The sequence below is a fragment of the Roseburia sp. AM59-24XD genome (assembly GCF_003478445.1).
In the GTDB taxonomy this organism is placed as follows: domain Bacteria; phylum Bacillota; class Clostridia; order Lachnospirales; family Lachnospiraceae; genus Jutongia.
In genome coordinates this window covers 1-13,950 of record NZ_QUET01000010.1, presented here as the reverse complement: position 1 = coordinate 13,950, position 13,950 = coordinate 1, and the positions used below count along the sequence as shown (strand labels likewise).

General features: G+C 50.8%; 11 protein-coding genes and 1 pseudogene. All 12 read right to left on the bottom strand.

Translation table 11 applies throughout. From position 1 onward, the window contains the following. Window positions 1–3: 3 nt before the first annotated feature. Window positions 4–3,876: an antirestriction protein ArdA gene (locus tag DXA20_RS06270; protein ID WP_118559695.1), complete on the bottom strand. Its 3,873-nt coding sequence runs from the start codon at window positions 3,874–3,876 to the stop codon at window positions 4–6. A 216-nt stretch (window positions 3,877–4,092) separates the two neighbouring features. Beyond that, window positions 4,093–6,183: a DNA topoisomerase 3 gene (locus tag DXA20_RS06265; RefSeq protein ID WP_054344402.1), complete on the bottom strand. Its 2,091-nt coding sequence runs from the start codon at window positions 6,181–6,183 to the stop codon at window positions 4,093–4,095. 15 nt (window positions 6,184–6,198) lie between these two features. Then, window positions 6,199–6,384, bottom strand: coding sequence for a hypothetical protein (locus DXA20_RS06260; protein WP_015529206.1), 186 nt, complete (start codon window positions 6,382–6,384; stop codon window positions 6,199–6,201). Further along, complete coding sequence (locus DXA20_RS06255) at window positions 6,381–7,106, bottom strand: DUF4366 domain-containing protein (protein WP_015529207.1); 726 nt, start codon at window positions 7,104–7,106, stop codon at window positions 6,381–6,383. The genes DXA20_RS06260 and DXA20_RS06255 overlap by 4 nt, the downstream gene beginning before the upstream one ends. After that, complete coding sequence (locus tag DXA20_RS06250; RefSeq protein WP_005933780.1) at window positions 7,096–7,365, bottom strand: DUF4315 family protein; 270 nt, start codon at window positions 7,363–7,365, stop codon at window positions 7,096–7,098. Before DXA20_RS06250 ends, DXA20_RS06255 begins: the two co-directional genes overlap by 11 nt. A 31-nt stretch (window positions 7,366–7,396) precedes the next feature. Next, on the bottom strand, window positions 7,397–9,184 hold the full coding sequence (locus DXA20_RS06245; protein ID WP_442857777.1) for a CHAP domain-containing protein: 1,788 nt from the start codon (window positions 9,182–9,184) through the stop codon (window positions 7,397–7,399). Between the two features lie 152 nt (window positions 9,185–9,336). Next, a complete protein-coding gene (locus DXA20_RS06240; protein ID WP_054344400.1) occupies window positions 9,337–11,766 on the bottom strand; it encodes a VirB4-like conjugal transfer ATPase, CD1110 family in 2,430 nt (809 codons plus the stop codon). Beyond that, window positions 11,714–12,118: a PrgI family protein gene (locus DXA20_RS06235; protein WP_035394369.1), complete on the bottom strand. Its 405-nt coding sequence runs from the start codon at window positions 12,116–12,118 to the stop codon at window positions 11,714–11,716. Before DXA20_RS06235 ends, DXA20_RS06240 begins: the two co-directional genes overlap by 53 nt. 21 nt (window positions 12,119–12,139) lie before the next feature. Next, window positions 12,140–13,009 carry a VirB6/TrbL-like conjugal transfer protein, CD1112 family gene (locus tag DXA20_RS06230; RefSeq protein WP_015529210.1) on the bottom strand — a complete coding sequence of 290 codons (870 nt, stop codon included), beginning with the start codon at window positions 13,007–13,009 and terminating at the stop codon, window positions 12,140–12,142. 18 nt (window positions 13,010–13,027) lie between these two features. After that, window positions 13,028–13,243, bottom strand: a complete 216-nt coding sequence (locus DXA20_RS06225; RefSeq protein WP_009906233.1) for a Maff2 family protein — start codon at window positions 13,241–13,243, stop codon at window positions 13,028–13,030. 194 nt (window positions 13,244–13,437) lie between these two features. Beyond that, the gene (locus DXA20_RS16385) at window positions 13,438–13,608 is read right to left on the bottom strand and encodes a hypothetical protein (RefSeq protein WP_164468384.1); all 171 of its coding nucleotides are present in this window, start codon (window positions 13,606–13,608) and stop codon (window positions 13,438–13,440) included. Then, window positions 13,601–13,950 (bottom strand): annotated as a pseudogene (locus DXA20_RS06220) (VirD4-like conjugal transfer protein, CD1115 family); the annotation flags it as partial. The pseudogene DXA20_RS06220 and the gene DXA20_RS16385, both read right to left, overlap by 8 nt.

Genomic DNA, 13,950 nt, shown 5'->3' with positions numbered 1-13,950 from the left:
AGGTCAGCTCCTTTCCAAATCCTGTGTTTTCTGTCTTGCCTGTTTCTTCGGTGCCTGTTCTTTCGCTGCTTTAAGCTGCGCCCGGATAGAGGACTTTTTCTCCGGCTCTGCCTGTTTCTTTTCTGCTTTGAGGGCTTCGGCGTATTCTGCAAGGGAAATCTGTCCTCCGGCTTTTGCTTTTTCTTCCAGTTCCGTAGCGGTCGGGGTGTTGTTTATCTGCCCGTCAATCATGTTGTAATTCTGCTCGGTGGTCTGTTCGGCAGCTTTCAGATAATTTTCCGGCTGCAAAAACTCCGGCACGTCCTTATAACCGAAGCTGTCTACATAGTGGGCGGTGTCCTGTCCGTTCTGATGAAGTACCACCACGTCGGAAACGGAAAGGCTGTGTCCCTTAAAATCTTTCGGGTGGTCGATATTAAAGCGGGTGTAAATATCTTCAAGGGAAGTCCCCGGCGTAAGAGGTGCGGAATAGACAAGTGTATAGTTTTTCGCGTCTACCCGGTGTCCGGCGGCAATCAGACGGTCGTAAGGCTCAAAACGCAAGTCCCTTGTTTCGTCCCCGCCTTTTATCTGATAAATGGAAAAGGTGTCTTTATCCTGTGGGGCTTCCTGCTCCGGCTGCCCTTGTGCGAATTGTTCCTGTGCAGCTACCTTTTGCGCCCGGATATGCGCCCGCTGTAACTCGGTAGGCTTTTCCCCGGTAAGAGGTGCAATCGCCTTGACATAATCAGCCGCATAATAGGCGTTACTGGTAAGCTGCCGCTGCCATGCCCCGGCTTTTGGCGACCAACGGAAGCCGTTGCTTTTTAAGGCTTCCCGCGTAGCTTCGTCCGGCTTATCCTCAAAGAAGATTTGCAGACGGTTCGCTTCGGTGTTTGCTTCCACCTTGCCGCCGTCGAATTCCCAACCCACAAAACCGATTTCTTTTTGCTGTGAAAGGGATTTGATACGGTCTTTCACGCGCCGGATTTCCGCGCTGTTGTTGGATAACGCCCAAGTCGCAAAGGGCTTGTCCCCCAAATGCCAACTGCTCGCCATGTCCGCTTTTAATTTTTCAAGCTGTTCCGGCAACAAATGCGGGCAGCCGTCAAGGGTCTTGTGCTTACGGTAATAGGCGTTTACGGCTTTCATGGTTTCCTGTGATTTTTCAAGGCTTTCCAGTTTCTTTTCTAACTTCTGTACTGCCTGCGGGTCGTCTGCACTGATACCGCCCATGCCGGTACTGCGGATTTTATCAAGAAGTCCTTGTATGTCCTGCCATTCCCGGTAATTGCTGTCGCGGGCTGCGTTCTGCTTTTCTTTCTTCCTTGTGGGGAAGTTAGAGCCGCCCGCAATGAGGATAGAGGGAACACGCGCGTCAATCTCATAGCCTTTGTTCATGTTCGCCGCCAGTTTCCGGGCGTAGGTGTCAAGCAGGCTGTCGATTTTCTCATGGTACATCGGGTCTACCCGCTGTTTCTGCCTTTCTGCAAGCTGTACGGCTTCATCTACATAGTGCCTGTATTCAGCCGTCGCGCTGCCTTGCTTATAATCGGAAAAACTGTTTGCGTCCTTTGCACGTTTGGCGGCAGCTTCGTTGATTGTGTAATAAGGTGCGGCGGGTGCAGCTTGTTCCGGCTGTGGTGCTTCGCTGCTTGCGCCTGTATCAGCTTCCGGCTCGGTCTGTGCTTCTTTTTCCTGTACCGGGGCTGTTTCTTCGGGAAGCTCCGGCGCGGCTGCTTCTGCTTCGGGCTGTATGGTAGCTTCCTGTGGGGTCTGTGCCTGTTCGGTGATCTGTTCCTTATCCTGTGCCTTTTGGATTTCTGCAAAATGTCCGTCTATGGTATCAATCAGACTTGCGGCGGTGCTGCGGATTGTTTCAAGAGAGCCTTTCAGTTCTGCAAGTTCTTTTCCGCTGCTCCACCCGGCGATATATCCAAAGGAATAGTCCGACGTATCAAGCCCGTAGTGTTGGCAAACGGCATAGGCGACGCTTTCTGCCTGTACCTCGCGGGTGCGGCGGTCGGGACGTTCCGGCGCGTCTTTGTCTATGTCATGGAGTGTCGCATGGGCAATTTCATGGATAGCGGTCTTGATATTCTGCAATTCGTCCATGCCCTCGTTGATGAGAATACACTTTTCCTCATAATTGCAGCGTCCTTTTATACTGCCGCTTAGTGCTTCAAATCCCATAGCAAAGGGGGAAGTTTTTTCAAGGGCAGCGAAAAAATCCTGATACTGTTCCACGTCGCCCGTAAGCTCCTTTATCCCAAGGTCGGGCAACTCCTTACCCTCGGTCTGCGACACGTCAAAAACAGATACCACACGAAAGGCGGGGATTTGGATTTCCTTTTCCTCGGTAACGGCTTTCCCGTTCTTATCGAAAACAGGCTTTTGCGTGTCCGGGTCGATTTTTTCCACCTGTTTCTTAACGGTAAAGGGCGCGGGCGCAATTATCTTGATAGCTTTTTCCCCCGGCTTTACATGGCGGTCAAATTCCTTTTCCCATTGTTTATAGCCTTTTACAAGGTTGCCGCCCTGCATGGCGATAAGGATTGTATTGTTTAGGCTGTAATCATGGAATTTAGACATAGTACGCAGATAGTCGGCGTAACGGTCGCTTTCATAAATCCCCAAAATGCCCTGTTCCAGTCGGTCGGTAATCTCTTTCATTTTGTTGGCGGGCTTTTCGGAAGATAGGATAATCGGGAGAACCGGGGGCTGCTCTGTGGCAGTGGTCGGTATGGCTGCGGCAGCGTCAAGGTCTGCCTGTTCCTTTTCCTGTACTGGCGGCTGCGGTGTTACCCGATATTCCTCCGGCACGTCCCGTCCGTCATACCACTGTGTAAAGGTGTTGCGGTTGTTGTAGATATATCCCTGCTCGGTAAATCTGCCCCCGTCATTGATAGCAGCGTCCCGCCCGTATTCCTCATAGAGAAAATAGTTTTTTGCTTCTTCCGGCAGCTCCAACTCGTCCAGTTCTTCAATCAGATAATGCCCGTAATCTTCCTCGGTTTTTACGGACGGATAAATCCAGTAACAGTCAAGATTTTGTGCAAGGTTTATAATGTCCTGCAAGTCCCTTGTATGGTCGCCGTATGTGATAGCCGCAGCAAATTTTTCCCGGTCGTCGTCAAACTGCATTTTCAAAAGCTCGCCCAAATAGTTCAGTTCGTCAAGGCTTTCAAGCTCGGTCAATTTCCCTGCCAGTCCCGGAATAGAGGACTGATATTCTGTGATGTGCAGCTCCCCGTAGTTTTTGCCGTCTATCCCGATACGGTCAAAGACTTCTTTCAAATGTTCAGCAGTCGTGGGGAATGATACCCATTCGCCCGCAGGTCTGCCCTCGGTGTACTTTCCAAGATTAGAAAGATACCCGCTTAAAATCGTTTCTTCCATGCGCTCACTCCTTTCTTTCTCAATCATGCGGTGCATAAGCTCGTAGTCCTCCATGCTCATGCTCCCGTCAAATAGATAGGGGTCGGGTTCTTCGCCGCCCCGGTAGGCTTTTTCAGAAAAAGGCAGCCCCGCAGCGTGGGCGGCGGCTCTTGCTTCCTCGATAAGCTCCGGCGGCAGCCTGTCGTCGTGGGCTTCGATAAATTCCCCGATATTGCTATATCCGTTTTCGTAGTGGCGGCGCACCCCGGCGGTCAGTTCGTCAAGGTTCCTGTCCTCGCCAAGATAGCCGGAATAATAGCCGTTTACCACAACGGCGGCAGGGTCAGCCTGTTTGATTTCTTCCATGCGGCTTCTGTCCTCCGGGTAGAGAATATCGCCCATTTCAAGGTGGAAATATTCCGCGTTCCAAGAACGTCCCGTTTTCCAAAACGCCACCCAAGCGATACCGTCCCTTAATTCTTCTTGATAGTCTTTTACGGTGTCCCGTAAATTTGCCATGTGTAACCTCCTTTCCCAAAGGCAGCGCGGACGCTGCGCTTTCCAGTTTCATCATTCAGTACCCCGCGCCCGCGTTTTTGCCAAAGAGTTTAGATATTTTTTCAAGATTTCAGAGGGTTTGGGAACTTCCCAACAAGCAAAAATCCCCGCCGTTCTCGGTAGAGAAAGCAGGAATTTTACGGAAAAGGGTACTCTTTTCCTATGCTTGCTATTCAGTTATTTTTTCTTCGGAAGCTCCACCCGGTAGTTGACATATTTCCCGCCCGTATCAGCCAATACGATAGTTCCGTCGTAGGTCTTGCCCGTCTTTGGGGAATAGAGCTTTTTCACATTTACCTTGCCGGATTGTAAGAGCGCGGCGGCAATCTTCGGGGTAAAGGTTACTTTTCGTTCTTCAAAGAAACGGTCATTTTTCCACATGGTAAAGATACATTCCTTATTGCTGCAATAGTAATTCTTCTTGCCCTCATAGACAGGAGAACCGCAGCGGGGGCAGCTTCCCAACGCTTCCCGTTCCGGCTTGAACATCTGCGCTTTATCATCAGAAAGAAACGGGTACGTCTTTACCAGTTCCCGCGCCATATTCTCAATACCCTCCATAAATGCGGCGGGGTCTGCCTTGCCTTTTGCAATCTGTGTCAGATTGTTTTCCCATTCTGCGGTAAGCTGCGGGCTTGTCAAGGTGTCCGGCAGGACGCACACAAGGTTGATACCGTCCTTTGTGGGAAGTAGCTGCTTGCCTTTTCGCTCCACAAAACCGCCCTTTACCAGTTTTTCAATGACGGCGGCGCGGGTGGCGGGAGTTCCAAGCCCTTTGCGTTCTGCGTCCGGGTCGGTGTCCTCGCTTCCGGCGTGCTCCATAGCAGAGAGCAGCGACGCTTCGTTGTGAGGTTTTGGCGGTGTTGTGTCATGTTCCGTTACCGTTGCCGCCGGATTTTCAAAGGTCTGTCCCTCGGTAAATGGCGGCAGGGTCTTTTCTGTGTCGCTGTCTGCGTCGTCCGTTTCGGGCTTGTTCTTTAAGGCTGCCCGGTAACGGCGGTCAATCTCTTTCCAACCGTCGTACAGCACTGTTTTTCCCTTTGCGGTAAAGGACTGTCCGGCACATTCAAATGTAGCCGTAACCGCTTCAAAGGTATGTACTGCGGCGGTCGCCATGAGCAGACGCGCCCCGGCAAGGGTAAGGATATTCCTTTCGCTTTCCGGCAGCGCGGCAAGGTCGGTCTTTGCAAGCTCCATAGTCGGGATAATGGCATGGTGGTCTGATACCTTTTTACTGTTCAGCACTTTTGCAAGCTCCGGCGCAAAGTCCATGCCCGCCATAAAAGAAAATTTCCCACAAAGCAGCTTGATAATGCCCGCCGCTGTGTCGCCCATGTCGTCGGTCAGAAATGCGCTGTCGGTTCTCGGATAAGTAAGCAAACGCTTTTCATACAGGGCTTGTGCAAGGTCAAGGGTCTGCTTTGCGGTATATCCGAACAGGCGGTTTGCTTCCCTCTGCAAAGAAGTAAGGTCAAAGAGCTTCGGCGGGGCTGCGGTCTTTTTCTCTTTCACAAGGGAAGTACAGACTGCTTTTGACGCTTCACAAGCAGCTTTCAGCCTGTCAGCTTCGGAACGGTCAGACAGTTTTTCGCTTGCAGCTTCCGCGCCGGATAAGGACAGGCGCACATGATAGTATTTTTCTTTCTTGAACGTGGTAATCGCCGCGTCCCGGTCAACAAGCATTTTTAAGGTCGGGGTCTGTACGCGTCCCACATTCAAGGTATGGTTGTAAAGGACAGAAAAAAGACGGGTGGCGTTGATACCGATTAGCCAGTCAGCCTTTGCCCTGCATAATGCGGAAGCAAAGAGCGCGTCGTATGCTTCGCCGTTCTTCAGATGAGAAAAGCCCTCTTTGATAGCAGCTTCTTCCATTGAGGAAATCCACAAGCGGCGCGTGGGCTTCCTGCACCCGGCAACTTCGTAGACAAAACGGAAAATGAGTTCTCCCTCGCGCCCCGCGTCGCAGGCATTGACGACTTCGGAAACGTCTGCCCGGTGCATAAGTTCCTTTAAGGTCTTGAATTGCTTTTCCTTGTCAGAAGCAACGGTGTACTTCCATTCCTGCGGCAAAATCGGTAAGCTGTCATAGCTCCACTTTTTATACTGCTCCCCGTAGGCGGCAGCTTCGGAAAGCCCTACCAAATGTCCCACGCACCAAGAAACGATATAGCCGCTTCCTGTGAGAAATCCGTCTTTCTTTTCCTTTGCCCCAAGTACGGCAGCGATTGTCTGTGCCACACTGGGCTTTTCTGCGATAACTAAAATCAATGATAATTCCTCCTTTTATCGTTCGGTCTGTCGTTTGTTTTCCAGTTTTCTCATACAGTACCCCACACAAGGGGACTGCCCCTTGTAAGGGCAGCCCGCGCAGCGTGGGGAAGAAAGCTCCGGCGGGGATTTTTCCCGTTTGCCATAGTCCGGCTTCTGTATCATCATCTTTTCAAAGGGATTGTCGGTAAACAGGGTCATACTTCCTCGTCCTCCGTTTCTTCCTCTTTGGAAACTTCCCCGGTATCTGCTTCCGGCTCGTCCTCGTCGTAATCCTCAAAGTCAAAATCTTCAAGGTCGGTGCTTCCTTTCACGTTATGCTTCGGTTTTACAAACTTAAAGTAGTAGAACGCCGCGCCGCCACCAAGCAGCACAAAGAGGACTAAGGCAAGCACCGCGCCGGGATTGCCGTCTTTTTCTTTGGGTTCTTCCGGCTGCTCGGTGGGTGTTGGCGTGGGTTCCTTGCCTGTGCAGCCTGTCAGAGTAGTTGCACATACCGGGCAGGACGTATTTACCTTTCCGACTTCGCATTTTTCCGTACAGTTGCAGACTTCCGGCTTTTTCGTGGCTTCCCCGGTTTCGGTCAGTGCCATAAGGTCGGCTTCGTCCACTTGATTAAGGAAATGTACGGTCTGTTCCCCCTCGGCTGCCCGGTCAATGAGGATATAAAAGTAGTTGCCGCCTTTGGTGGTAACAGTGATAAGCTGCTTATTGCCGCCGAAATCGTCCACCAGTGTTGCGTTGCCCTTTGGGGTAAGGGGCGGCGTTTCCGGTTCTTCCACCACTACATTGCTGTCGTTGGTCGCGTCCTCTGTGGGTGGCTCTGCGGCTGTTCCCTGTGCATAGGCAGGGACAGAAAAACCGCCCATAAGGATAAGGGCGGCACAAAGGGCAGTCATGGTCTGTTTGAGTTTATTTTTCATCTGCATTGTCCTCCTGTTCTTCGTAGTCTGCCGCTTCGGTAGCGGGTGCGGCGTTCATGCCGGGAATACCGCCGCCGGACAGCATAGCATTTAATTCCTGCGGGGTAAGTCGCATAGCGCGTACAAGCTGCACGATTTCAAGGTTTTCCGCTTCGGTTTTCTGCGCTTCCAGTCCTTTTAACTTGTTCTGATACTCTGTGATTTTCTCGCGGGTCTTTGCGATTTCCTTATTGATACGGTCGATTTTGTTGTTTGCCATAAAATAAATTCTCCTTTCTTTTCGGGGCTGCTTACCAGTTCATCAGCCCGTAGCCTTTGATACATTGATAGTTGAGGTCATAGCTTTTAATCTTGCAGGCGTCGCCGGAATTGCCCTCAACGGTATAGACGCGGCTTCCGTCCCTGCCAAGCACAAGCCCCACATGGTCGGCAACGCCGTCTAAATCCCAGTCGAAAAAGATAGCGTCGCCCGGTGCGATATTCTCATAGCCGCGTGCGCCCCATTGTCCCCTTGACTGGAACCAAGGAACGCCCTGCCATTCGCAGCCCGCAAAGCGGGGTTCGCTTTTTCCGGCTTGATTGTAGCACCATGACACAAAGCAGGCGCACCATTCCACGCGGCTGTTAAAACCGTACCAAGACCAGTAAGGGTAGCCGCCCACGTTTCCGACCTGCTGTTTTGCAAGCTCCATAAGCTCCGGGTTTCCGGGACGTGTGCCGTTTACAAACTCCACGCCGCTTAAATCCTCGGACGGGCTTCCGTCGGGAGAGCCGCCGCCAAAAATCAACGGTTTGTTGCCCTGTGTCTGTAAGTACACCTTGAACATTTCAAACTGCTGTGGGTTCAGCAGTTCTTCCGCAAGGGAAGCAATCGGCTTGTTTGTCAGTTTCACATTTAAGATACGGTATTCGTATTCTTCCTCGTTGCCCTCCTCGTCGGTGGTGGTGCGTATCTCGATTTCTTCCGTCAGCGTCAAGGTGTACTGTAAGCCGAACAGCCGTTTTAGCTCTGCCTGTGCGCTCTGCGGGGTGTAACTCTGCAAAAGGGCAGTCAAGTACGACGCTAATTCGTGGGGGTTATGCCCGATAGTATCAAGGTCATAGCGGTATTCATCATAGCCGCTGTGGGTGCTTTCGATATTGTCAATTTCCTGTTGCAGCTCATTTTCCATTGCAGCATAGCTCTGTTCCGTTGCCACAAGGTCGCTGTCCTCGGACGTGTAGGAAGTCCCTAACACGCTGTTCATGCTGCCGGAAAACATTGCCCCACAAGAGGAAAGCCCTACGGATACCATGATGAACAGAAGCAGCGCGGCGATAGCGATTATCACGCCTGCCGGGTGTCGTCCTGCAAAGGCAGCCGCTTTCTTTGCTGCTGTTTGGGACGCTCCGGCGGCAGCTTTGGCGGTGGCTGCGCCGCTTTTCTTTACGGTTTTTGCATACTGGCGTTTGATTTTCTGTTTCTGCATGAACCGTGAAAAGGGATTGCTTGTAAGCTGCGGGTTCTCCTGCAAGGCTTTGTGATACTGAAAATTGACGTTTGCCTTAAACGCTGCCTGTTCTGCCTTTGCCGCTTCCCGGTAGGGTTTCAGCTTATGGCTGCGGTAGCCCTGTTTTAATTTTCTTGTCCCGTACCTTGCGCCGCGCTCGGCAAGTTCCTCCGATTTGTGCGCGCCCTCCACACCGGAATTATCTTTCTCGACGCTATGGATTTTGTTGTGAACAAAAATACCCGCTTCCTGCGCGGGGTGGGATAACGGGTTACTGTGGGCTTTGCCGCCGGGTATCGGCTTTTCCTGTTCTTCAAAGCGTAAACGGGTCTTTGCCTTTCCGGCGGTTTCCTCAAAGGTGCGCTCTTTTACAAGTTTCTTCTGCTTCGGGAGAGCTGCCTTTGCTGCGTCCAGTTTGTCGGCTGCTTTTTCCGATTTTTTGATGTAGGGTTGCAGTTTTGGCGTTTCCCGTTCCTCGTCGGTAAACTGCAAGCGTGAGGTGGAAGTACGCAAAACAGCCGCTTCCTGTGCTTTCTTGACTGCCTTTTTGCTTGCCTTTCGGGTATGGGCTGCGTCAAGGTGTTCCATGACACGCTCTGCGGTAGCGGTGTCCGGCTGTGAAAAGTCGCTGTCTGCTTCCCGGCTGCTGATACGCTCGGCAGTCTGCTGTGTTTCATTGATTTCCACCGCACCGTCGCGGGTCATTTTCTGCGTGATTTTATCGCGTGGTTTTAACTGTTTCATAGGCTGCTCACTTCCTCCGGCTTCGTCGTCATAATGCGGTAAAGCTCGGTATCTTTCGGGAAATGGTCTACAAAGGGAAGCACCACATTCCCATAAAAGATAAGTCCCTCGCCTGCTTCGGTGTGGGTTACATACTTCATCTGCTGTGGGCTGATATTTAACTGCTTTGCAAGGATAGCCCGGTCGCCCTGTGCCTGATTGAGCATGAGGACAAAATCAGAGTTTTCAAAGATATTTTCCACCTCGCGGGAAGCAAGCAAGTCCTTAATGTTCTGCGTGATAGCTGTGGGTATGCCTCCCCATTTTCTAAAACGCTTCCAAATCTCCACACTGTAAGCGGCGGTCTGTTCCTCTTTTAAGAGCAAGTGAAATTCGTCCATATAGTAGCGGGTAGATTTCTTTTCTGCCCGGTTAATGGTAACGCGGTTCCATATCTGGTCTTGCACAATGAGCATACCTAACTTTTTGAGCTGCTTCCCAAGCTGCTTAATGTCAAAGCAGACAAGGCGGTTAGAAAGCTCCACATTCGTTCTGTGGTTGAATACGTTAAGACTGCCGGAAACATACAGCTCCAATGCCGCTGCAATGCGGGCAGCTTCCGGCTCCGGCTGTTTTAACAGCTCGTCGTAAAGGTCGCCCAAGATAGGCATTTTTGCCGGGTCGGGGTCAGCAAGGTAGTCCCGGTACACATTCCTTACGGCGCGGTCAATGACGGTCTTATCAACGGGCTGCAAGCCCTCCTTGCCGCCAATGACAAGCTCGCAGAGGGACAGGATAAAATCACTTTTCAGTGCAAGGGGGCTGTCGTCCTCGCTGTAATTAAGGTTCATATCCATAGGGTTCACATACTGGGGCTTGCCGTCCATGCCTTTCCCGGTCGGGGATAAGCGTATCACTTGCCCGCCAAGCCGCTTGACAAGGGCAAAATACTCGGCTTCCGGGTCGCAGATAAAAATATCATCGTCAGTAATGAGAAAGGCGTTTGTGATTTCCCGCTTTGCCGCAAAGGATTTTCCGCTGCCCGGTGTTCCCAAGATAAGCCCATTCGGGTTTTTAAGCTGCTTGCGGTCGCAGAGTATCATGTTGTTGCTTAAAGCGTTCAGCCCATAATACAGGGCAGACCCGGTCTGAAATAGCTCCTGCGTGATGAACGGGATAAAAATAGCGGTGCTTGATGTGGTAAGTCCACGTTGTATCGGGATAAGGTTCTCCCCCAAAGGGATAGAGGACATCAGCCCCGCTTCCTGCTGATAGTCAAGACGGGTCAGGGCGCAGTTGTATTTCTGTGCAATGCCCGCCGCCGCGAAAATGTCATTTTCCAGTTTCCGCTTCGTGTCTGTCATGTTTACCACAAGGAACGTGAGAAGAAACATTCGCTCGTTGCGGCTCTGTAAATCCTGCAACAGGTTCTTTGCTTCATTTCCAAAGGTGGCAAGGTCGGACGGGATTATATCCATATCGTAACCGCTTCTAACCGCTTTTTTCTGTTCCTCAATCTTCATCTTGTCAAGGTCAGTGATTTTGCGCTTAATGGTCTTGATTGCTTCCGACTGGTCGATACTTTTAATGTGGAGATTGACAATAACGCCTGTTTCCAAGTCCAACATATCCGCTAAGATACGGTCGTTTAACTCCGGGGCAAGGATTTCAAGGAACGATACCGCCCCCGTCTTTTTCCCCATAGCAAAGTAGCGTCCCTCCCCGAACTTGAAAGAGGACGGGGCGATAAAGTCCTTTGTGGTAAGCCCCGTCGGGGTCAGCCAGTCATAAGAGAATGAGAACGGCTCGCCTGCCGGGTGGAATACCCCATGCAGCACCTTTAGGCGTTCATAGCCGGATAAGGGGTGCGCCGATACCCCAAGCACCTTAAAATTATTGAGTACGTCTGTTTCAATACGGGAAAGCCGCGCCCTTGCTGCCGCCGGATTGTCCGCTTCAATGGAAAATGTGATGTACTTATGCTTGACAAGCCCGTTGTTCCCTTTGGCAAGCTGCGATTTCAGCATATCGGAATACTCAGTGCGGATAGAGTTAAAATCGTCATTTTGCAGCGGGATATGGATTGCCAGCGCTGCCTGTTCCTGCTGTGAGCCTTGATTGATGAAAGAAAGCTGCACGTTCACGCTTGCGTCAAAGTAGTTGAGAAAATCGCACCAGTTTTCAAAAATGGCGGTCTTATCGTCTGCCTGTGCAAGCTGATAGTTGATGTCCTCAAAGGCAATGCTCTTTGAATATTTCCGCTGTGCCACTTTGCAGATACCGTCCGGGTACATGGCAAGGTAGGGAATGGTCTGCTGTGCGGTGTGGGCTTTGCCGTCCCCCTTTGCCTGCCGGATAACCGCCGCTATCTGTTTCTTTTCCGCGCGGGTCAGCTTACGCCTGTTTCCTGCGGCTTCCCGCGTCTTTTTTGTCTGTCCTTTTGACAATCGCTGATACCTCCTTTTCTAATGCCCGCTGTTTCTCCAAGAGTGCATACAGGTTTTCCGTCTGATACGGTCGCACTTTGGGACGGGTCAATTTTGTCTGAATGATGTTCTTTACAACCACTTCAAGGGGCTGCCCATGCTTTTCATACATGGCAACCAAAAAGCAGGGAAGCATGACGACAATCATTGCCATTGCCGCAAGGCTCGTCCCTGCGCTGTCTTTGAACAAAAAGAAAAGTGGCAGTCCCATAAGAAGTGCCACTGAAAAACAAAGGATTTGCCGCTTTGTCAGATTGAAAGCGACTTTTGTTTTGACTTTGGATAAGTCTTTGGGTACAGGTACATACGCCAAGAAAAAACCTCCTTTCTGCCCTTAGTGGGCGTTGAATATAGATTTTGCCAGTGCGCCGGATTTGAACAGGGAGAAACAGAGGATAACGGTATAGGCTGCAAGGGAAAAAATCGCGCTGTGCAGGTTGTCCGCTAAGACCATTTCGCCTACCAAAACCGCATAAATGCCGACGCATATCATAATGAGGAAGCCTTGAAAACCAAGTGCAAACAGCCCCTTTAGGTAGTTGTTCCCAATCTGTCCCCATTCCCGGTTTGTCATGGTGGCAAAAGGGATAGGGGAAACGGAACAGTAGGCGTATATCTCAATCATTCTGCCGTAGAGGATAACGGTTATCAGTACGGACATGATTTTCATACAAAGGCTTACAAGGCTCGTTTCCATGACAAGTAACAGTAGTTCGGGGATTTCCATATCTTTTAGTCCCTCCTGCATGGCGGCAAGGGCTTCGGTTACGTCGATATTCGTATCGCCGCCGATTACCCCCGCCGCGCCGGACACAATATGCTGCGCCATATCAAACACCGCCATAGTAATATCAAAGGTGTGCGTTACCAAGAAAACGGCAACAAAGGCTTTGAAAAACCACTTAAAGAACATGAACGTGTCAACGTCGTGCATATTGTTTTTTTCCGTTACCATGCTGATAAGCTCATAACAGAGGACATAGGTAATGACAAGCCCCGCAATGGGTACAATCACATTTTCCGACAGATTTTGTATCATGTTGAAAATGTTCGCGTTCCACCCCTGTGGGGTCTTGCCTACCTCCGCTGCAATGGTGCCTACTTTTTCGTTTACGTCCCCGAACATCGTTGACAGATTACCGTTTATCGCGCCGATAAGGATTTCTTTTATCCATTCGTTAATCGCGTCAAGTATGCTCTCCATAGGCTACCCTCCGTAAACTTATCCGAACAGACCGGAAAGAAGCGGTACAAGGATAGTGCCGATAAGGGCAACACCGCCGCCCGCCATAAGCTGCTTAATGCCCTGTGATTTTGCACCCGGATTGTCGTTTCCATATCCCTCTAAGAGGTTGATAACGCCCCAAATGCCTAAGCCTGCGCCCAGTGCGATAACAAGGGTCTGTAATACGTCGATAGCAGAGTTAAAAAATTCCATAAAGCTCCTTTCTGCCGCAAATGCGGCTTGCCCCATAAAAGGGCATAAAAAACGGCGGTCAGTTTTGTAACTGCCGCGGTCATAAGTCCCCGCGCTGCCTATGTGTCTGCCGCGCGGCGGTATTCAGTTTTTAAGTATGGGCGTTATGGATTTTCCAGTAGGGGCGCGTATTCTGTAAGTTGTCTGTTTCTTTGTTACTGCGTCAATTCCTCCTTTCGCTGCTGCTCATACAGGGCTTCACACCGTTTTACAAACTGCCGGATAGCTGTCTGTCGCTGTTGCTCCCGTCGCTCGGCAATGAAAATAAGCCCGTTTATGGCTTCTGTGATTTTCTTATCCTTTTTCTTTCGGATACGTCTATTCATGGTCGGTGTCCTCCTGCAAATCTGCTTCACTGATTTCGTAATAGTCAAAGGGTTCGTCCGGCTTCACAAGGGCGGGTCTGCGCCTTAAATGCTTTTCCATATCAAAGGTATTTTTCTTGTCATAGTCGGACAGGTATTTATAGTTGGGATGCTTTGTAATATCATACTTATCAGAGAAGAACGGGCGCACCCCTCGTAGCTGCAAGATACATTTCCCGCCGTCCATGACTGCAATTTCATCTTCCGTCATAAGCTGCTTGCCTAACTTCTGATAGTTCAGCCCATGCGATACCTCGCGCCCCCGGTTCTCGGAAGTGTTGAAGCTGTCAATGGTTTCTTTCC